The organism is Sphingomonas cremea, from assembly GCF_021502585.1.
GTDB lineage: Bacteria > Pseudomonadota > Alphaproteobacteria > Sphingomonadales > Sphingomonadaceae > Sphingomicrobium > Sphingomicrobium cremea.
Map to the genome: position 1 here is coordinate 310,487 of NZ_JAKFGM010000001.1, position 19,388 is coordinate 329,874.

General features: G+C 61.5%; 21 protein-coding genes. 12 read left to right on the forward strand and 9 right to left on the reverse strand.

Annotated features, from left to right (window positions below):
- Positions 1–17 precede the first annotated feature (17 nt).
- The 4 genes from pgi to LVY65_RS01615 are packed head-to-tail and all read left to right on the forward strand — an operon-like array spanning position 18 to position 5,666.
- The gene (gene pgi, locus LVY65_RS01600; RefSeq protein WP_235066261.1) at positions 18–1,529 is read left to right on the forward strand and encodes a glucose-6-phosphate isomerase; all 1,512 of its coding nucleotides are present in this window, start codon (positions 18–20) and stop codon (positions 1,527–1,529) included.
- On the forward strand, positions 1,526–2,866 hold the full coding sequence (gorA, locus tag LVY65_RS01605; protein WP_235066262.1) for a glutathione-disulfide reductase: 1,341 nt from the start codon (positions 1,526–1,528) through the stop codon (positions 2,864–2,866). Before pgi ends, gorA begins: the two co-directional genes overlap by 4 nt.
- Positions 2,866–4,461, forward strand: a complete 1,596-nt coding sequence (locus LVY65_RS01610) for a phytoene desaturase family protein (RefSeq protein WP_235066263.1) — start codon at positions 2,866–2,868, stop codon at positions 4,459–4,461. Before gorA ends, LVY65_RS01610 begins: the two co-directional genes overlap by 1 nt.
- Positions 4,458–5,666 (forward strand): CaiB/BaiF CoA transferase family protein, encoded by a 1,209-nt coding sequence (locus LVY65_RS01615; protein WP_235066264.1) that lies wholly within the window; start codon positions 4,458–4,460, stop codon positions 5,664–5,666. The genes LVY65_RS01610 and LVY65_RS01615 overlap by 4 nt, the downstream gene beginning before the upstream one ends.
- Here LVY65_RS01615 and LVY65_RS01620 read toward each other — a convergent pair.
- Both LVY65_RS01620 and LVY65_RS01625 read right to left on the reverse strand, forming a co-directional pair.
- Positions 5,663–6,385, reverse strand: coding sequence for a hypothetical protein (locus tag LVY65_RS01620; RefSeq protein ID WP_235066265.1), 723 nt, complete (start codon positions 6,383–6,385; stop codon positions 5,663–5,665). The two genes, LVY65_RS01615 and LVY65_RS01620, sit on opposite strands and share 4 nt — an antisense overlap.
- Positions 6,382–7,596: a toxic anion resistance protein gene (locus LVY65_RS01625; RefSeq protein WP_235066266.1), complete on the reverse strand. Its 1,215-nt coding sequence runs from the start codon at positions 7,594–7,596 to the stop codon at positions 6,382–6,384. Before LVY65_RS01625 ends, LVY65_RS01620 begins: the two co-directional genes overlap by 4 nt.
- A 167-nt stretch (positions 7,597–7,763) precedes the next feature.
- Between LVY65_RS01625 and LVY65_RS01630 the strand changes: the two genes are divergently transcribed.
- Genes LVY65_RS01630 through LVY65_RS01640 form a run of 3 tightly spaced genes read left to right on the forward strand, consistent with a single transcriptional unit; the run spans position 7,764 to position 10,008 of the window.
- Positions 7,764–9,125 carry a Tad domain-containing protein gene (locus LVY65_RS01630; protein ID WP_235066267.1) on the forward strand — a complete coding sequence of 454 codons (1,362 nt, stop codon included), beginning with the start codon at positions 7,764–7,766 and terminating at the stop codon, positions 9,123–9,125.
- Positions 9,122–9,610 (forward strand): TadE/TadG family type IV pilus assembly protein, encoded by a 489-nt coding sequence (locus tag LVY65_RS01635; RefSeq protein WP_235066268.1) that lies wholly within the window; start codon positions 9,122–9,124, stop codon positions 9,608–9,610. The genes LVY65_RS01630 and LVY65_RS01635 overlap by 4 nt, the downstream gene beginning before the upstream one ends.
- Positions 9,607–10,008: a TadE/TadG family type IV pilus assembly protein gene (locus tag LVY65_RS01640; protein ID WP_235066269.1), complete on the forward strand. Its 402-nt coding sequence runs from the start codon at positions 9,607–9,609 to the stop codon at positions 10,006–10,008. Before LVY65_RS01635 ends, LVY65_RS01640 begins: the two co-directional genes overlap by 4 nt.
- Here the strand turns inward: LVY65_RS01640 and LVY65_RS01645 are convergent, their stop codons facing one another.
- A complete protein-coding gene (locus tag LVY65_RS01645; protein ID WP_235066270.1) occupies positions 10,009–10,785 on the reverse strand; it encodes an enoyl-CoA hydratase-related protein in 777 nt (258 codons plus the stop codon). It lies immediately after the preceding gene.
- A 93-nt stretch (positions 10,786–10,878) separates the two neighbouring features.
- Here LVY65_RS01645 and fsa point away from each other — a divergent pair, with 93 nt between their 5' ends.
- The 3 genes from fsa to LVY65_RS01660 all read left to right on the forward strand — a co-directional run bounded on the left by fsa (position 10,879) and on the right by LVY65_RS01660 (position 13,104).
- Positions 10,879–11,529: a fructose-6-phosphate aldolase gene (gene fsa, locus LVY65_RS01650; protein WP_235066271.1), complete on the forward strand. Its 651-nt coding sequence runs from the start codon at positions 10,879–10,881 to the stop codon at positions 11,527–11,529.
- 97 nt (positions 11,530–11,626) lie between these two features.
- Positions 11,627–12,190 carry a DUF484 family protein gene (locus LVY65_RS01655; protein ID WP_235066272.1) on the forward strand — a complete coding sequence of 188 codons (564 nt, stop codon included), beginning with the start codon at positions 11,627–11,629 and terminating at the stop codon, positions 12,188–12,190.
- The gene (locus LVY65_RS01660) at positions 12,172–13,104 is read left to right on the forward strand and encodes a tyrosine recombinase XerC (RefSeq protein ID WP_235066273.1); all 933 of its coding nucleotides are present in this window, start codon (positions 12,172–12,174) and stop codon (positions 13,102–13,104) included. Before LVY65_RS01655 ends, LVY65_RS01660 begins: the two co-directional genes overlap by 19 nt.
- Before the next feature lie 205 nt (positions 13,105–13,309).
- Here LVY65_RS01660 and LVY65_RS01665 read toward each other — a convergent pair whose 3' ends face one another.
- From LVY65_RS01665 to rsmI, 5 genes are read right to left on the reverse strand one after another with little or no spacing between them, the layout of a single operon-like run.
- A complete protein-coding gene (locus tag LVY65_RS01665) occupies positions 13,310–13,948 on the reverse strand; it encodes a DedA family protein (RefSeq protein WP_235066274.1) in 639 nt (212 codons plus the stop codon).
- Positions 13,945–14,895: a glutathione synthase gene (gene gshB / locus LVY65_RS01670; protein WP_235066275.1), complete on the reverse strand. Its 951-nt coding sequence runs from the start codon at positions 14,893–14,895 to the stop codon at positions 13,945–13,947. Before gshB ends, LVY65_RS01665 begins: the two co-directional genes overlap by 4 nt.
- A 31-nt stretch (positions 14,896–14,926) precedes the next feature.
- Positions 14,927–15,277, reverse strand: a complete 351-nt coding sequence (locus tag LVY65_RS01675; RefSeq protein ID WP_235067145.1) for a YraN family protein — start codon at positions 15,275–15,277, stop codon at positions 14,927–14,929.
- Positions 15,274–15,639 carry a hypothetical protein gene (locus LVY65_RS01680; protein ID WP_235066276.1) on the reverse strand — a complete coding sequence of 122 codons (366 nt, stop codon included), beginning with the start codon at positions 15,637–15,639 and terminating at the stop codon, positions 15,274–15,276. Before LVY65_RS01680 ends, LVY65_RS01675 begins: the two co-directional genes overlap by 4 nt.
- Positions 15,640–15,644: 5 nt before the next feature.
- Positions 15,645–16,478, reverse strand: a complete 834-nt coding sequence (gene rsmI, locus LVY65_RS01685) for a 16S rRNA (cytidine(1402)-2'-O)-methyltransferase (RefSeq protein WP_235066277.1) — start codon at positions 16,476–16,478, stop codon at positions 15,645–15,647.
- A gap of 13 nt (positions 16,479–16,491) precedes the next feature.
- Here rsmI and LVY65_RS01690 point away from each other — a divergent pair, with 13 nt between their 5' ends.
- A complete protein-coding gene (locus tag LVY65_RS01690) occupies positions 16,492–17,634 on the forward strand; it encodes a penicillin-binding protein activator (protein ID WP_235066278.1) in 1,143 nt (380 codons plus the stop codon).
- On the opposite strand, the gene hemW is transcribed toward LVY65_RS01690, so the two are convergent.
- Positions 17,631–18,806, reverse strand: coding sequence for a radical SAM family heme chaperone HemW (hemW, locus tag LVY65_RS01695; RefSeq protein ID WP_235066279.1), 1,176 nt, complete (start codon positions 18,804–18,806; stop codon positions 17,631–17,633). The two genes, LVY65_RS01690 and hemW, sit on opposite strands and share 4 nt — an antisense overlap.
- Between hemW and LVY65_RS01700 the strand changes: the two genes are divergently transcribed.
- Positions 18,805–19,359, forward strand: coding sequence for a CAP domain-containing protein (locus LVY65_RS01700; protein WP_235066280.1), 555 nt, complete (start codon positions 18,805–18,807; stop codon positions 19,357–19,359). The two genes, hemW and LVY65_RS01700, sit on opposite strands and share 2 nt — an antisense overlap.
- The last annotated feature ends 29 nt before the right edge of the window (positions 19,360–19,388 follow it).

The following is a 19,388-nucleotide window of genomic DNA, read 5'->3' on the forward strand; positions in this document are numbered from 1 at the left end:
GACTATGAGGTTCCGCAATGGCGATTCTGGACTGCAAGGCCGCCTGGAAGGCGATCGAAACCTATCGGCCCAAGCGGCTGACGGAGTTGTTCGAAGGTGACGGGGGGCGGGTGAACCGGTTCAGCCGGGACGTCGCCGCGATTCATTTCGACTGGTCGAAGACTCATTTGGACGATGATCTGCTCGGCTCATTCGCGGGGCTGGCCTACATGGCCGACTATCATGGCGCCCGCGACTGCCTGTTCGCGGGAGACATTGTAAACTTTAGCGAGAATCGCCCTGCTACTCATGTTGCCGAGCGAGGACAGGGCAAGCCGGAGGACAATCGTCTTGCCGCCGAGCGCCATGCGCGGATGCGGAGCCTGGTCGATGCGATTGAGGGCGGGGCGTTTGGCGAGATCGATTCGATCCTGCACATCGGGATTGGCGGTTCCGCACTGGGACCCGACCTGGTGATCGATGCGCTTGGCCGTGACGCCGACCGGTTCGAGGTTCGGGTGCTCGCCAATATCGACGGCGAGGCTTTCGACGAGGCAACCTGGGGGCTTGATCCCGCCTCGACGCTGGTTGTCGCGGTGAGCAAGACATTCACCACTACTGAGACTCTCTCAAATCTCGACGCAGCGCTGGAGTGGCTGCGTGAGGCGGGCGTGGCCGATCCCCATGGGCAGGTCATCGCGGTCACGGCCGCGCCGGACAAAGCGGTCGCTTACGGTATCGACGAAACGAGGGTGCTTCCGTTCGGCGAAGGCGTCGGCGGACGCTATTCGCTGTGGTCTTCAGTCGGTCTGTCGATCGCGCTGGCTCTCGGCTGGGGCGCGTTCGAGGAGTTGCTCGAGGGTGCTGCGGAAATGGACCGCCACGTGAAGCTGACCGATGGCGCGGCCAATGTCGCGCTGCTCGCCGCCTTCGCCGACCTATTCTATACGCAAAACCGCCGCTCCCAGAGCCGCGGCGTATTCGCCTATGATGAGCGGCTGCGACTTTTGCCCGATTATCTCCAGCAGCTGGAGATGGAATCAAATGGCAAGTCAGTGACGGGTGAGGGAAAGCCGCTCCGCCGGCCATCGGCTCCGGTTACCTGGGGTGGGGTCGGGACGGATGCGCAGCATGCGGTTTTCCAGTTGCTCCACCAAGGCACCACTGCGATTCCCGTCGAATTCGTCGCGGTGATCGAAAACGAGGACAGTCTCGATCCACGCCATCACCAGCTTCTGCTGGCCAATTGCTTCGCGCAGGGCGCGGCGTTGATGGCGGGGCGCGAGCAGCAGGATTTGGCACGCGCCTATCCAGGTGACAGGGCTTCGACGACGGTCCTGCTTCAGCGCCTGGACCCGCGGTCGCTAGGTGCATTGATTGCTTTTTACGAGCATCGAACCTTCGCCAATGCGGTATTGCTGGGGATCAACCCATTCGACCAGTTCGGAGTCGAGTTGGGGAAAGAAATGGCCCGCGCGCTCGACGACCCGAAAGGGCGAGAGAAGCTCGATCCGTCGACGCGCAACCTCATCGAAAGGGCGGGGCTTTGAGCGACTATGATTTATTCGTGATTGGTGCGGGATCGGGCGGTGTGCGCGCCGCGCGGATCGCGGCTGCCCATGGCGCCAAAGTTGCAGTGGCAGAGGAACATAAGGTCGGCGGGACCTGCGTCATCCGCGGATGCGTGCCCAAAAAGCTGCTGGTTTACGGCGCCCATTTCGCCGAGGATTTGAACGATGCGGCCATGTACGGCTGGGACGTGCCCAAATGTGCGTTCAACTGGCCGGTGCTGCGCGACAATGTGCTGGCGGAAGTCGGACGCCTTGAAGGCCTCTACACGCAGACTTTAAGCAACCATGAAGTGGAGATTTTCCACGAGCGAGCGACACTGACGGGCCCTAATGAGGTCAAGCTTGCCAGTGGCCGAACGATAAGTGCGGGCAAGATACTGATCGCCACCGGTGCTCGGCCCTTCATGCCTGACATGGAGGGTATCGAACATGCGATCAGTTCGAACGAGGTGTTTCACCTAGAAGAGCTTCCCAAGCGAATCGTGATCGCTGGCGGCGGGTATATCGCCAATGAATTCGCCGGTATTTTCCATCAGTTCGGCTGCCACGTAACGCTGGTAAACCGAAGCGATGTAATCCTGCGCGGCTATGACGAGCAGTTGCGCGATCGGTTGCTTCAGATTTCCATGACCAAAGGCATCGAGTTTCGCTTCAATTCCAGTTTCACCAAGGTAGAGAAACGCGACAACGGAATGCTTCACCTTTCGATGGACGGTTGCGACGACATGGAGGCCGACCAACTATTGTTCGCCACCGGTCGAGTTCCCAATGTCGAAGGATTAGGCCTTGAACAGGTTGGTGTGGCGCTTGGCGACAAAGGGCAGATCAAGGTCGACGAGAATAGCCGCACCAACATTCCTTCAATTTTCGCAGTCGGCGATGTCACCGACCGCATCCAACTAACCCCGGTTGCGATCCGTGAAGGCCACTCCTTCGCCGATCGGGAGTTTGGCGATGAACCCTGGACGGTGGATTATGATTGCGTGCCGCATGCGGTTTTCTCCCATCCGCCGATCGCAAGCGTCGGGCTGACCGAGGGCCAGGCCCGCAATAGATTGGGGCAGGTTCGGACCTTCACAAGCGATTTTCGCGCGATGAAGAACGTCCTTGCCGGTCGCAACGAACGATCGCTCTACAAACTGGTGGTTGACGGCGCGACCGACCAGGTAGTCGGAATTCACATGATCGGGCCCGACGCGCCCGAAATCCTCCAGGCGGCGGCCGTGGCGGTGAAGGCAGGCCTCAAGAAGGCCGACTTCGATGCGACCGTCGCCCTTCACCCAACTATGTCAGAAGAATTGGTATTGATGCGCTGATGCATGACATTTTGATCATCGGGGCGGGGCATAACGGCCTGACTTGCGCCCATTATCTCGCCAGGAAAGGCCTTAAGGTCGCAATCCTCGAATCCGCCGACAAAGTTGGCGGAGCAGCCGTAACCGACGAATTCCACCCGGGATTCAAGAACAGCGCGGCGAGCTACACGGTATCCCTGCTGCAGCCCAAGGTCATCAAGGACATGGATCTGGAGCGGCATGGGCTGCAGGTAGTTCTGCGGAAGACCGACAACTTCCTGCCCGGACCCAATGGCAGCTATCTTCTTTCGGGCCGGGGCGGCCTGACCCGCTCCGAAATCGCTCGGCATGTGGCGGCCGACGGCGCAGCCTATGACCGCTACAATGAAGAACTGGAGACGGTCGTCCCGTTGATCCGCAAATGGATCCTTAAGACGCCGCCGGGCGCCGGCGCTGGAATCCGTGGCCTGCCCCAACTCGCAAGCCTCGGTCGCGACCTTATCGGCCTTTCGACCGATGAAATTCGCACCGTCCACGAATTTGCGACCAAGAGCGCGGGAGACATCCTCGACCGGTTCTTCGAGGGGGATCTGACCAAGTCGCTGTTCGCGTTTGACGGCATCGTTGGCAATTTCGCGTCTCCCTACACCCCGGGGACGGCCTATGTTCTGCTCCATCATCTGTTCGGCGAGGCTGCGGGCGTGCCGGGCGCATGGGGCCATGCCATCGGCGGAATGGGCGCGATCACGCAGGCAATGGCGAAGGCCTGTCGGGAGGCGGGGGTCGATATCGTCCTCAACGCCCCGGTCAGCGAGATCATCGTCGAAAAAGGCCGCGCTTCAGGGCTGGTGTCGGGCGGCAAGAGCTGGCGCGCTCCGACGATCGTTGCCGGGGTCAATCCCAAGCTATTGTTCGACCGGCTGGTTCCCAAGGGGGCGGTCAGCCGCCCGGTCGAAGAGCATTTCAATCATTGGGGCTGCGAAAGCGCGACATTCCGAATGAATGTGGCGCTCGACAAGCTGCCCAACTTCACCGTCAAGCCGGGGCGAGGCGATCACCTGACCGCCGGCATCATCATGGCGCCAAGCATGGACTATATGCACCGTGCCCATGCCGAAGCGGCGCTTAATGGCTGGTCGTCGCAGCCGGTGATCGAGATGCTCATCCCGTCGACGCTTGACCCAGGCCTCGCCCCCAAGGGCAAGCATGTCGCGAGCCTTTTCTGCCAGCATTTCCGCTACAAACTGTCCGGCGGTCGCTCGTGGGATGATGAGCGAGAGAAGGCCGCCGATACGATCATCGCCACGGTTGACTCCCACGCCCCGGGTTTCGCCAAGTCCGTTATTGCCCGGCAGATTCACTCGCCGCTCGACCTGGAGCGGCGCTTCGGCCTGATCGGTGGCGATATCTTCCACGGCAAGATGGGCCTTGATCAACTGTTCAGCGCTCGGCCGATGATCGGCGCTGCGGATTACCGCATGCCGCTTCCGGGCCTATACCTGTGCGGATCGGGCGCGCATCCGGGCGGCGGGGTCACCGGCGCCCCGGGGCATAATGCCGCCCAGGCGATCCTAGCCGACGTAAGGCCGCGGTTCCTCAAGCGGCGGTCGGCGTGAACCGACCGCTTGCGGGGGTAAGGGTCCTCGACCTGAGCCGAGTTTTGGCTGGGCCGTGGGCGACACAGTTGCTGGCAGACCTCGGCGCCGACGTGATCAAGGTCGAAAAGCCAGGTGCAGGCGACGACACTCGTCATTGGGGGCCGCCTTGGCATGAGCATGGCGACGAAAAGGTCGCCGCCTATTTCTTCGCTGCCAATCGGGGCAAGCGGTCGGTTGCCATCGATTTCGCAACCGAGGAGGGTGCGGCACTGGTGCGCCGGATGGCAGCCGACGCCGATGTTCTGGTCGAAAACTTCAAGGTTGGCGGCCTCAAGAAGTTTGGTTTGGATGCCGAAAGTCTGCGGGCCGCCCATCCGCGACTGATTTACGCCTCGATCACTGGCTTCGGGCAGGACGGCCCCTACGCTTCACGCGCCGGGTACGACTATATCATCCAGGGAATGGGTGGGCTGATGAGCCTGACCGGTGTACCCGATGGGGAGCCGGGCGGCGGACCCATGAAGGTCGGGGTTGCGGTGGCCGACTTGTTCACCGGCATGTACACCGCAAGTGCAATCCTGGCCGCGCTCTATCGTAGGGAGCAGACCGGCGAAGGCGCCACGGTCGACCTGGCGCTGTTCGATACGCAGTTGGCGATGCTTGCCAATCAGGCATCGAACGCGCTCGTAAGCGGCAAGGACCCGCGGCGCCTGGGTGCCGGCCATCCCAACATCGTCCCTTACCAGCCGTTCCAGGCCGCGGACCAGCCGATCATCATCGCCGTCGGCAATGATCGCCAGTTTGCCAAGCTTGCTGCGATCGTCGGTCATGCCGAATGGGCGTCGGATCCAGCCTATGCGACCAACGCCGCCCGGGTCGCGGCGCGCGAAACACTTGTCCCGATGATCGCCGAGATCATTGCCTCAAAACCAGCAGCAGAATGGCTGGAACAACTTGAGGAAGCGGGAATTCCGGCGGGCCCAATCAACACGATCAGCCAGGCGCTTGCCGATCCCCAGGCGGTCCATCGCGGCGCACAGCTTTCGGTTGGTGGTGGCGCACTTGGCGAAGTGCCGATGGTCGGAAGCCCCATCCGCCTCGACGGAGAGCGCAGCGATGCTCCTCTGCCACCGCCAGCCCTTGGTGAACATCGTGATTTGCTGAGCGAATGGGTCGACGCCGCGGAGCTGAGGCACCTGCGAGAAGCGGGGATCGTCGGCTAGTCGAGCGTCTTTTCCTGATAGCGCGACTGGATGAAGCGGCCCTGCGTTTCGAACGCGGCCATGTCTGCTCGGGCAAGCTTTTCCGAAATTTCCGTCAGTGCCTGTCGGCCGGCGACGAGCGCCTCTACCAGCCGCTCGTCCACGCTGACGCCTTCCCCATCGCGCTGCTCCCGATACGCGGATGGTACATGGAGATAGCGGTCGATCAGGTTGGGCAAATGCACCGACATCAGGCGCCGCGCATCCTGGGCATTGGGATCAAGGTCGGCAATTCGTTCGAGAGTCTGGCGGAGTGGTGGCAACTGGGCCGACAGAAGGTCGATTTCGGCTTGAGCTGGGGCGGGTAGGGCTCGGCGGGTGCGAAACAGGTAGGAATCGAAACGCTGCACCATCTCGCCATTATGGAGGTCGGATGTGACGTTGGGAGCGGCAATATCCTTGCCCCCGGACACCAGCAACAGAGCGGCGACGCCAATCGCGAGACCCACGGCTGCCAGGAATCCGAACATGCCGATCGGAATGATTAGCCCGATGACGATCGTTGCTAGGCTGATTGTACCAACTGCGATTCCTACCCGCGCCAGGGTTCGCCCAAGCCCGGCATTCAGCCGTTGCCGCTCGCGCCGCGCGGCATCCCGGACGGCACCATCACGTTCATTAAGCGACCGCATGACGCGGTCAGCGCGAGCAATTGCGAGTTCCGTCTTCTCGGAGGTCATTTCTGCTCGATCGGAGTGAACGGCGAGGCGGAACTTTCAAGCTTGGCCTGGGCCACGCCCTCGGCCCGGGCGATATAGCCCTTCGATTTCTCCACCTCGTTACCGAGCGTGTCGACCGTTTGTTTCATGTTCGCCAATGCAGTCAGCTTGAACTGGTCGATCTGGTCCATCGTGTCATAGATGTTCTGGAAGGCGCGCTGCAGCGTCTCCAGCGGAATGGTCGACGAAGCGGCCTGTTCATGGATCGCGCCTGTCTGCGTGCGAAGCAATTCGCCGGTCGTGTCGATCATCGAAGCGGTCGTGGTGTTGAGCGCGCCGATCTGCTCGAGCACCAGTTTCTGGTTCGACATCGCCTGCGCGACCGTCACCGCCGTCCGGAGCGCCGAGACGGTGGTCGTTGAGGCACGGTCCACGCCTTTCACCAGTTCGACATTGTTCTTCTTGACGAGGTCGAGCGCCAGATATCCCTGCACCGTGACCGCCATCTGGGTCAGCAGGTCGGTGGTGCGCTGCCGCGTATAGAATAAGGCCGTCTCGCGGATCGCCTTGGCTTTGGCCGGCTCGGTCGCGTCGAGATCGTTGGCCTTGTCTTCGAGCTGCTTGTCGAGGCTCTTGCTGATGTGGATCATCTGTTCGAGCCGATGCATCGTCTTCCAGAGGCCGGCACGCTCCGTATCGATCGCGGCGTTGTCCATCAGCAGCTCGTCCTTGCCGTTGGCGAGGCGAGACAGGATGGCCGAGATGTGAGTCTGCGAGCTGCGATATTTGTCGAAATAATTGTTGATCCGCCGGCCGAAGGGAATGATCCCCAGGAACTTGCGCGTCGTAAGCGATTTGCTGTTTTCCTTCGGGTCCAGATCCTCGACCGTTCGGCGAAGCTCCGTCAGGTCGGCGCCGATGCCGGTGTCGCTGTCGATCGCCTTCACCGGTCGATCGAGGAAGCGGTTGGACGCACCGGCTGCCTCGGCGATCTCCTTGCGGCCCATCGCGGTCAGCGCGTCGACCTTCTTGCCGAACTCGGGGCTGTTCGAGTCCAAAGCGGCCAACTCGTCGACGAATTTGGCGACCTTCTGGTCGAGCTCACTGGTCTCCTCGCTTTTCAGCGGAACCAGGCCGGAAGCCTCCTGAACAGCGATCGGCTGCAGCGCCTCGGGGGGCTCCAGCTTGATCTTGGTGGCGGTCGCGGTCTCGGTCGACGGGTCGCTGGCCATGTCTAATCGTCCTTCTTTCCCTGTAGCGCTGGAGGGTGGACGGCCCGCCCGGCCGGCGCAAGAGGCATTGACTGTATTATAGGGGTAAGACGCGACGCTTCAAGCTCTCAGCCGCAAACGTAGTTAGTGTTTCGTCAACCACGCGTCGGAACGCTTCGCTTACCTTGATGAGCGTAAAGCGGCCCAAAGGCGTCAATCCGACGGGGAAGAAGAAGATGCTCAAAGCATTCAAAAAGCTGTGGAACAACGACCGGGGAAATATGGTGATCCTCGCCGCTGCGGCACTGCCCTTGCTAGTCGGCTCGGCCGGCCTTGCGACGGACACGATCCAGTGGGCCTTGTGGAAACGCGAGCTGCAGCGCGCTGCGGACTCTGCTGCTATTGCCGGCGTTTACGACCGCTTTGCGCACGACGGCGCCTCGACCAATACCGTGGTTGCAGTCAATCACGACCTTTCTCTCAACCAGCATACCGGCATGGCGCTGCAGCCAGGTTATCCGGCCATCAGCTTTCCGGCCAATAGCGGCAATAATCGAAACCAGGTCAGGGTGCAGCTGGGCGTCCAGAAAGCGCTGTCATTTAGCTCGATGTTCCTGACCGAGGCGCCAGTTATCACCGCCACCGCACAAGCTGCAGGTGTTTCGACATCCGGCGACTTTTGCGTGCTGAGCTTGCAGAAGAACAGCAAGACGGGGATTCAGGCCACCGGCAACGCATCCATCACCATGGACTGCGGAATGATGACCAACTCGACCGCAACCAATGCGGCTGCCGGCCAGGGCAGTGCCAGCGTCACCGCGACGACCATTGCGGCTTCGGGCGGCATCCAGCAGTCGAACAACTGGACGGTCGACAGCTATCAGCCTTATTCGCCGCAGCTGGCAGATCCCTATGCGAGCCTAGATCCATCGGCCGCAGACGGTGACTTCGATAAGTGTTCAGCCAATCCGCCGGGTCTCACCGTCAACAACGGCAACGACGGCTACACTGCTACCGGCGGCGCCTGCTACGGGTCGCTCAGCATCCAGTCGAACCGGACTGCGACGTTAAAAGATGGCACCTACATCATCGACGGCGGCAGCGTGAACATCCAGGGCAAGTTGAACCTGACCAATGCGACGCTGATCCTTACCAACAAGAGCAGCTCAGCGAACGCGACGATCGGCACGATCGACATGAATTCCACGGGCCATATCAATGCGACCGCACCTACCACTGGCAAATGGGCGGGCATGTCGATCTACCAGGATCGCCGCGCAGTAGACAATGCGCCCACGGGCCAGATCAGCTCTAACAGCCCGAACAAGATCAACGGCGATTCGACCAACAAGATCACAGGGGTCATTTATTTCCCGAGCCAGCAGATCACCTACAACGGTAACGGAACGGGAACCGCGACCTGCACCCAGTTCGTCGCCAAGCGAATCTATTGGTCGGGCAACTCGGGCCTCAACAATTTCACGAAGAATTGCCCGGGAAGCGGCATTCAGGCGATCAACGCGCCGCTCAAGGTGAGGCTGGTCGCATGATTAGGCGCTTCCAATCTCTGCGCCGCGACGAGCGCGGTACTGCGGTCATCGAATTCGCATTCATCGCGCCGATGCTTGCGCTGCTGACCATCGGGGTGGTCGACATGTCCAATGCCTTTGGCCGCAAATTGATGCTGGAGCAGGCCGCCCAGCGGTCGATCGAAAAGATCATGCAGACAACCGGCGTTCTCACGGTCGAGCAAACGATCGCGAGCGAGGCAGTGTGCCAGTATAACGGCACCAACGACGACGGCACCTGCAAAACCAGCCCGATGACGACTGACAACGTCACGGTGACGCACCGCTTGGAGTGCAACGGCGTGCTCACCAATGCGGACGATTGCTCTGTCGGCGAAGACGAGTCGCGCTGGATCCAAGTGACCATTTGGGACGACTATGAGCCGATGTTCCCGATCCATTTCGCCGGGATCTCGAACAATGGGAAATATCACCTCCAGGCAACTGCAGGGATGAGGACCGAATGATGCGATTACTTGCCAGGCTTCGCCGCAACGATCGCGGGGCGGCGGTTATCGAGACGGCGTTCGCGCTGCCGGCGCTAATCATGATGATGTGGATGCTAGTCCAGCTTGGGCTGGTCTTCCGCGCCATGTCGGGAATCCAGCATGGCCTGGGCGAAGGAGCGCGGACGGCGACCTTGTATCCCAAGCCCTCCGACACGGTAATCCAGCAGAAGATCACGGACGCAGTGTTCGGCATCGGCCCAGGAACGTTCGCAATCCCTACGCCGACGACGGGAACGTCCGATGGAGCGACTTATCTGGACCTTAAGGTCACCTACACGCAGCCGACCGACCTTCTGTTCCTGCCGGGTCCGACAATCAGTGTCACTCGTTCCAAGCGGGTGTGGATCGCCAGCTGATCAGGCGGCGGGTGCCTTCGCCCGCGCCGCGAAAAAGGCGGCGATCGCCTGTTTGACTTCATCCGACTGAAGCCGCTCGGCGAAATGACCGTTCTCCAATTCCATTCGCTCCAGGATTTCGGACGTTGCTTCGCGACGTAGGAGTGCCTGGGTTTGGCGCAGCGCCTCTGGCGGCTTAGCCATCAGGGCGGCTACCAGCCCGGCCAGCGCCGGCTTCAACTGTCCTTGCGGGACCACATGGCTGGCCAGCCCCATTTCCTGCGCCTCGGACGGTCCAAACGGCTCTCCGAGCAATATATAGCGTGCAGCCCGGCGACGGCCCGCCAGCCTGGGCATGATCAACGAGCTTGCGGCCTCGGGCACAAGCCCCAGGTCCACAAACGGCATTACAAAGCGGCAGCCGTCTTCGGCCAACACGAAATCGCAGTGGAACAGCATCGTCGTGCCGATACCAACCGCGTTGCCGTGTACGGCGGCGACGATCGGCACCTGATTCTTCGCCAAGGCACGGAGTAGCCGCCAAACCGGTATGTCCTGGTCCGATTCCGGATCGGGCATCGCCTGCAGGAAATCGCCCAGATCATTGCCGGCGGTGAAGTCGTCGCCCTGGCCCTCGATCGTGATGAGGCGGATAGATCTGTCGCCCTCCGCACTTTCGATGGCATCGGCAAGCGCCGCATACATGGCCACCGTGATCGCGTTTCGGCGCTCCGGCCGCGCCAGTATCAGCGACAATACGCCTTCGGCTTTTCGTTCGACCAGCACATGGGCGCCCATCGGACTTTCCTTTTTAATGCGAATCGGGTGACCTGTTTGAGCGCAGCCGCTAGAGGTAAGCAAATTTCCCCCAAGCCGTAGGGACCAGCACCCATGAAATTCTTCGTCGACACAGCCGACACCGCCGAAATCAAGGAGCTGAATGACACCGGGCTCCTCGACGGCGTCACCACAAACCCTTCTTTGGTCAAGAAATCGGGCCGCGACTTCATCGAGGTGGTGAAGGAAATCGCTTCAATCTGCCCTGGCCCCGTTTCGGCCGAGGTGGTCGCGCTCGATCATGACGGGATGATGCGCGAGGCGGAAACGCTCAGGAAACTGGCTGACAATATCGCGATCAAGGTTCCGCTGACGATCGACGGCCTCAAGACCTGCAAGAAGCTGACCGGCGACGGGACCATGGTCAATGTGACGCTGTGTTTTTCGGCCAACCAGGCATTGCTGGCGGCTAAGGCCGGCGCGACCTTCATTTCGCCGTTTGTTGGACGGCTCGACGATATCGGCCATCCGGGAATCGAGCTGATCGCCGACATTCGGATGATCTACGACAATTATGACTTTGCCACCCAGATTCTGGTCGCCAGCGTGCGCAACCCGATCCACATCCATGATGCGGCGAAGCTGGGCGCCGATGTGATGACCGCGCCGGCGGCGGTCATCAAGCAGATGTTCAAGCACCCTTTAACCGACAATGGCATCGCCGCCTTCCTCAAGGACTGGGAAGCGACCGGCCAGAAGATCTGAGCGTGGGCGTCGGGGGGACGGCCGCAAGCGACGTTCGCGGCTGATTTCCGCCTGTGTTGGGAGGATTGTTAACCCCTGCCGCGGTAATCTTCGCGGCATGGCCACGGTCATTTCTTTCGAAGAGCGAGCGGTCGCCAGGCTGCGTGATCGCCTCGGCGCGGTGGAAAGCGCCAATGAGGATCTGATTGCCTTCGCACGCGGCCATTCGGGCGCAACCGCTGCAATCCATGCAGCGGTTCTGGCGGCGATCGAGGCTGATACTATCGACGGGCTGTTTGACGTTGTGACAAGGGTCTGGCCGCGCTTGCTGGGAGTGGACCACGTTGCCCTGGCGCTTGTTGCGGACGACCGGGGATTCAGGGTGGATGCAATGCATGTCGGCACGGTCGACAAGCGAATCGTGGATCGGACGATTGAGCAACTCGACCCCGTAACGATGCGCACCGTCCCTTGCGGCCATCCATTGTTCGGGCAGGCCGTTGGCCAGATCCGGTCGGAAGCACTGATCTTGCTCTCCACAGAGGCACCCGTGCCCTACGGCCTGCTGTTACTTGGCCAGAAGGACGCAGCCGGTCTCGATAACCGTCACGGTGCACAATTGTTGGGATTCCTTGGATCGAGCCTTGCCGCTATGATCCGCCGGTGTCTGATCGACAGTTAGAGGATGGAGAACATCCTGCGCGGGCTTTGGCGGCGCGTTGGTCGGGTCACCTTGCCCACGGCCGTCGTCGTTCTCCTCACACGGTTCGTGCCTATGTCGCGACCGCCCATCGACTGATCGACTTCCTCGGCCGCCATCTTGGCGAGGAGATTGGCCGATTCACCTTGCTCAACCTTCACGCAACCGATTTGCGGGCGTTCCTTGCCGATCGGCGTGGTGCCGGGCTCGGCGCGTCGTCCGCTGCGCGGGAAATGTCGGCAGTGAGGGCGTTCCTGACTTTCGCCGCGGAGGAGGAGGGCAATCCCGCGCAACTGCCTCGCACGCGAGCTACCAAGCGACCGCGCACACTGCCACGACCGGCAAGCCCGTCCGACGCAATTGCGTTGGCTGAAGAGGCCGGGGCCGCGGCGCCCAATGATTGGATCGGGGCCCGCGATCTCGCGATATTGTTGCTGCTTTACGGATCGGGCCTGCGGGTCGCCGAAGCGATGGGACTTACTGCCCGCGTACTGCCCATGGGCCAGGCGATGCGGGTCACCGGCAAGCGGGGCAAGACGCGGATCGTGCCGCTGGTTCCGGCCGTCAGGGAAGCGATCAATGCCTATGTCGCACTTTGTCCCTATCCGCTGGCCGGAGAAGGGCGACTATTCGTCGGCGCGAAGGGCGGGCCGCTAAATCCGGACCTGGTTCGAAGGGCGGTGCGGGGCGCGAGGACGCGGCTGGGCCTGCCGGACAGCCTGACGCCCCATGCCCTGCGTCATAGCTTCGCAACGCATCTTCTGGCGCGCGGCGCCGACCTCCGCTCTCTGCAGGAACTGCTTGGTCACGCCAGCCTGTCTTCGACGCAGATTTATACGGAGGTCGATGCGGCGCGCTTGCTCGACGTTTATCGCCACGCCCACCCCCGCGCCTGATCCATGTCCGCCTCCACCTAGAGGGCGGAGGCGGGTGAATGAAGCATGCGATGACCAGATCGCTTCAAACATCCGATCGCCGGTGATGCGCCGCGTGGGGAAAGCGCACCGCGGCGATCGACCAGGCGTCCGTCGCCTGCAGCCGGTTAACACGGAGCTAAATAACCGTTTCGGATCAATCCGCTAACTGCAGATCTTGTTGAAATCAGAGACTAGTCATGTCCACTTTGGGCGCATCTTCGCCCACTGGCATGTGACGATGGGTCCAAACGCGATAAATATACCCCGCGATCAGGACGACCAGGATCGCATTGGCCGCCGGGCCCAAAATCTTGTCGATGTCGGTGAAATTCTCTCCAAGCTTATAGCCTGCTCCGGCGAGGACGGCGGTCCAGATTGCGGTTCCCAATGTTGATGCGAGTAGGAACCGGCGGAAGCTCATTTTGAGCAAGCCTGCCGGTATCGAAACCAGGCTCCGGACCGTCGGCAGCAATCGGCCGAGGAAGACAAAGAATGTGCCGTGAAGCTCGAACCACACCTCCGCGCGCTTCACCTCGGCCCAGCTCATCGTGATCCAGCGGCCCCAGCGGCGAATGAATGGCTCCAGGCGCTGGATTCCAAGTGCCCTCGCGGCGAGATACCAGAAAGTGTTGCCAAGCATCGCACCAGCGGTGCCGGATGCGACCACCAGCCCATAGTCGAGCTTGCCCTGGCCGGCGGCAACGCCGGCGACCGACATGATCACTTCGGACGGAATGGGCGGGAAAACCGTCTCCAGGAACATCAGGAATCCGACACCAAGATAGCCTGACTGTTCGATCAGGCGCACAATCCAGTCACTCATTTGGCGGCGACCTTCGTTTCGATCGCATCCCAGATGAGCGCCGGGGTGTCGGTGCCGTTGAACCGATCGATTGCCACGATCCCGGTCGGCGAGGTGACGTTGATCTCGGTGAGCATGCCGCCGATCACATCGATGCCGACGAACAGCAATCCCCGGCTTTTAAGCTCGGGCCCGATCGCCTCGCAAATCTCCAGTTCACGCTCGGTGAGTTCGGTTGCGAGAGCGGTACCGCCGGCCGCGAGGTTGGAACGGATTTCGCCAGCGCCCGGCTTGCGGTTGATTGCGCCCGCTATTTTGCCATCGACAAGCACGATGCGCTTGTCGCCTTCGGTCACGGCAGGAAGAAAGGCTTGGGCAATATAGGGCTCGCGCCATACATGACCGAACAACTCGGCCAAGGCTGCAAGGTTGGCGCCATCGCGGCCAATGCGGAAAACCGCCGCGCCGGCGTTGCCGTGGAGCGGCTTCAAGACGACCTCGCCATGTTTGGCGTGAAACGCCTTCAGCTCCGCCAGCGATCGCGTGATCAAAGTCGGTGGCATGAAGTGCGCGAAATCCAGCACAAACAATTTTTCGGGCGCGTCGCGGACCGCGCGAGGGTCGTTCACGACCAGCGTTTCTTCCGCAATCCGCTCGAGCAGGTAAGTGGCAGTAATATAGCCAATGTCGAACGGCGGATCCTGGCGCATCAGGACGACATCGATTTCGGTTGCCAGGTCGAGATTTTGCGGTTCGCCGGCTGCGAAATGATCGCCTTCGACCCGTTGCACCGACACCCGCCGCGCCTTGGCCCGGACTTGCCCGTCTTCGTAACCGAGATCCTCGGCCAGATAGTGGAACAGGCGGTGGCCGCGCTCCTGCGCTTTCAGCATCAGCGCGAAGGTGGAGTCGCCGGCTATGCCGATCTTCTCCAGCGGGTCCATTTGCACGGCAACGGTCAGGCTCATGACCGCCGCCTAAGCGATGGCACGGCGCTTGTCACTCGTGCCAGACGTTGGGAAGATGGCGGGGAAGGCGCCAAGGGACGATGAATAGTGCGTCGATCCGGACGTCGTTACCCTCGCGAGCAAAGCGCGGTGTGAGGCTCTGGGCGGCGACCGCGACACGGCGCAGGCGATATTCGTCGAGCGACCATGCGGCCGCCTCCGCAGTGCGGCGCTGTTTGACTTCGATGAAGGCAAGCACCCGGCCGCGGCGGGCGACGAGGTCCACCTCGCCGCCAGGCACGCGGGCTCTACGAGCGAGAATCCGCCAGCCGTGCAACCGAAGCCACCAGGCGGCAATCGTCTCCGCCCTGCGCCCGTGTGCCTCAGCGAGCCGGCGCTTCAATTCCATTCGGGGCAGCGGCGGTATTCGATTTCCTTGCCGTCGGCATGGCGCGCCACGAATGCATTTCCATCGATCCATCGCAGAGTGGACACGATTGTATCGCCGACTTGACCGTGCTCGGAATTATCGTCGAACTGAACGAAATCAGTTGCCACTGCTGTTAAAACGTTCCCTTCCAGGCGCCAAGTTTCGACCTCGCCAAGCAAATAATATTTTCCATTCGAATAGTATCTGAGGGTAACCGCAGATCTGCATGATTGCGGATATTTGGAGCGCTCATCCACCCAGTCCCACTCGCCTTCCAACGCGTAATGGTCCCCATCATCACAAGCGGCGAGCAAAATCAGGAACGCCGCGGCCAATGGCCTCAGCCGGCCTTCTCCAGGGCGAGGGCGTAGACCTGCTTGCGGGGCAGTCCGAGCAGCTCGGCGACCTCCGCTGCCGCGCGGGAAGGCGATAAACGGGTCAGCGCCTCGTCGAGCGCAGCGTCGATCTCGGCGCTCGACGCCCCTTCCGACTTCAGAGGCGGCGCAACGACAATCACGATTTCGCCCTTCGGGGTCACATCGGCATATCGAACGGCAAGCTCGGCCAAGGTACCATTCACGCATTCTTCGTGAAGCTTGGTGAGTTCGCGGACGACTGCAACCTCGCGATCGCCCAACGTCGCGGCCAGCACGCCCAACGTATCGCCGAGGCGCGGCCCGCTCTCGAACAAGACCAATGTTGCCCTTACCGATGCTATTTCGGCGATAACGTCGGCACGCGCCTTGGCCTTGGCGGGAAGGAAACCGAGGAAGAGAAAACGGTCGGTCGGAAGACCGGCAAGGGTCAGCGCCGCGATGGCGGCACATGGCCCGGGAAGCGTGTGCACCGCATGCCCGGCTTGTCGCGCCGCACGGACCAGCTTGTACCCGGGATCGGAAATCAGCGGCGTTCCGGCATCACTGATAAGTGCCACGGCCTTCGATCCAAGGTCGCCCAGGATGCGTTCGCGTAATTTGTCGTCGCTATGGTCGTGATAGGCGGTCATCGGCGCTTTTGCCCCCACATGGGCAAGCAGCTTTGCGCTGACTCGCTTGTCCTCGGCCAGAATATAATCGACTTGGCACAACGTCTCGGCTGCACGCGACGTTATGTCACCTAGATTGCCGATTGGCGTTGCTACGATATAGAGTCCGGGGGGAAGCGACTGGTCCATTTGGAAGGGCGGCATGGCATTGAACATCATTCCTCGGCAAGCGCGCCGCACATTTCTGCTTGGGATTGCAGGCGCGACGCTGTTGCTGGCCGGCTGCCAAACCGGACCTCGCGAGCCAATCGAGACGGGCCCGGTCGAGCCGCCGCCCATCCCTGGAGCGGTGGTCAACAAGGTTGCGGTGATCGTTCCGCTTACGGGTCCCGATGGTCCGGTTGGGACGTCGATAGCCAATGCTGCCAACCTCGCGCTGCTCGACACGGGCGAAAAGTCGCTGCGCATCACCGTTTACAACAGTGCCGGTCCCGGTGGAGCGGCCGCGGCGACACAGCGCGCAATTGCTGAAGGTGGCCGGCTGATCCTGGGCCCGCTTTTGGCTGAGGATGTTCGTGCTGCCGCTCCCATCGCGAGGGCCGCCAACGTCCCGGTGATCGCCTTTTCCAACGATGAAGGCGTTGCGGGAAATGGCGTCTACATATTGGGGTTCACCCCCGACCAATCGATCAGCCGCATCGTCAGCTATTCACGCACAAGGGGCACTAGCAGCTTTGCCGCGCTGGTTCCCACTGGCCTGTATGGCCAGCGGGCAGCACAAGCGCTGTTGGGCGCCGTACGCAAATCTGGCGGACGAGTAGCGGCGATCGAATCCTATGACCGTAGCAAGGCTTCCATCGTAGCCGCCGCACGGCGGTTGAATGCCAAGGGCGACTTTGACGCCGTGTTGCTTGGGGATTCGAGCCGCATGGCCGCACTCGGCGCTCCGGCGGTGAAGGCTGGTCCCTACCGGCTTGGGACGGAATTATGGGCTACAGACCGTACGATTGGAGCGAATGCATCACTTCGCGGGGGCTGGTTCGCGGCGGCGCCCGACGCTCAGTTCGACAAGCTCGTAACACGTTATCGTGCCCGATACGGGAAAACCCCTTACCGCCTTGCTAGCCTTGGTTATGACTCTGTCTTGCTGGCGGTCAGGAGTGCGCGCAATTGGCCGATCGGCAGGCTGTTTCCTGCAAAGAGCCTGATCGACAAGGACGGCTTTGCCGGGGTGGATGGCAATTTCCGCTTTTCTCGTGACGGGATCGCAGAGCGGCTGCTTGAAGTTCGGCAGGTGACGCCAGCGGGAGCCATCGTCATTTCCCCGGCAGCGACCGCTTTTTAGGCGGCAATTTCGGCCAGGATGGAATCGAGGAGCAGGCGACCGGACGCGGTTGTCCTAAGTATGGTCTCATCACGATCGAGGAAGCCGAGGCCGATCATCCGGCCGACCCTATCCTCGTTGACGAGCCGTTCGACTCCCAACCGCTCGGCCAGTGCGGCGGGCTCGATTCCTTCGGCAAGCCGCAGGCCCATTACCAGCGCCTCATTCGCGGCTTCGTCTCCCGTGAGCCGTTCTTCTTCAATCAGGCCATGGCCGTTCCGGGCTACCGCCGAGAGGAAATTTTCAGGTTTCCTGTGGCGAACGGTGCGCATGCCGAGGCGTCGCCCATGCGCGCCCGGGCCGACACCGGCATATTCGTGGTAGCGCCAGTAGGCGAGGTTGTGGCGGCTTTCCGCGCCCGGACGGGCGTGATTGGATATTTCATAGGCGGGCAGGCCGGCCATTGTAGTGCGATCCTGCGTCATCTCGAACAGTGCCGCGGACGCCTCAGGGCCGAGTGGCTCAAAATCGTGCTTGGCAACCATGGTGGCGAAACGAGTGCCGGGCTCGATTGTCAGTTGGTAGAGCGAGACATGTTCGGTGCCGAGGCCGAGCGCTTTGGCTAATGCCACCTGCCACGATTCTTCGGTTTCGTCCGGCAAGGCATAGATCAGATCGAAGCTGACACGATCCACCGCCAATTGAGCGGCTTCCAGCGCCCGCATTCCCTCATCCGCTGAATGGGCGCGACCCAGGAATGCAAGCGACGCGTCGTCGAAGCTCTGCAGACCAAGACTGATGCGGTTGACGCCGGCGCTCGCCAAGTCAGCGAAGCGCGCCGCCTCGGCGTTGTTTGGATTGGCTTCGAGTGTGATCTCGACATCGTCAGCCACCAGCCAATGATCGCGCGCCGCTGCAATGATCGCCTCGGCCGTTGCGGGTTCCATCAGCGATGGCGTGCCGCCGCCGAAGAAGATGGAAGTTAGCCGACGGCCCGGCAGAAGCGCCGCTTCATGAGCGAGATCCGCCAGCAATGCGTCGCGCCATTCTTCCTGGTCGACTGACGCGCGAACATGGCTGTTGAAGTCGCAATAGGGGCATTTGCTGACACAGAACGGCCAGTGAACGTAGAGCGCGATCGCTTCGCCCGTTCGAGCAGCGTTCACCTCGGGTCGGATAGCTAATGTCGACATGGTGCGCGCACTTCTTACGGGTCTTGTCCTACTGTTGCCAGTCGCGGCAACTGCAAATCCGCAAACCGCGACCGTTCCTTGGACTGACAAGCGACCAGCTGCACGAGGCAGCCAACTCCTCCGCTCGACGATGGTCGCCGCGCACAATGAAGCCAGGCGACAATATGGTGTGGCGCCGCTGTTCTGGGATGACGGATTGGCTCGAGATGCGGCTGTATATGCGCAGCAACTCGCCCGTACTGGCCGCTTCGAACATGATCCGCAACGCGGCCGACGCCCGCCGCAGGGCGAGAATCTGTTCATGGGAACACGCGACGCTTACAGCTATTCCGACATGATCGGACTATTGGTCGACGAGCGGCGCTATTATCGGCCTGGACGCTTTCCCGCCGTCAGCCGGACGGGTGATTGGTCTCAGGTCGCCCATTACACCCAGATCATCTGGCCGGCTTCCCGGCGCGTCGGCTGCGCCACCGCATCCAATCGCGCCAACGACTATCTGGTGTGCCGTTACCTGCCTGCGGGCAATGTGGTCGGAACAGTGCTGCGCTAGCCTTAACCAAGGCAAATCAGCAGCTTGTT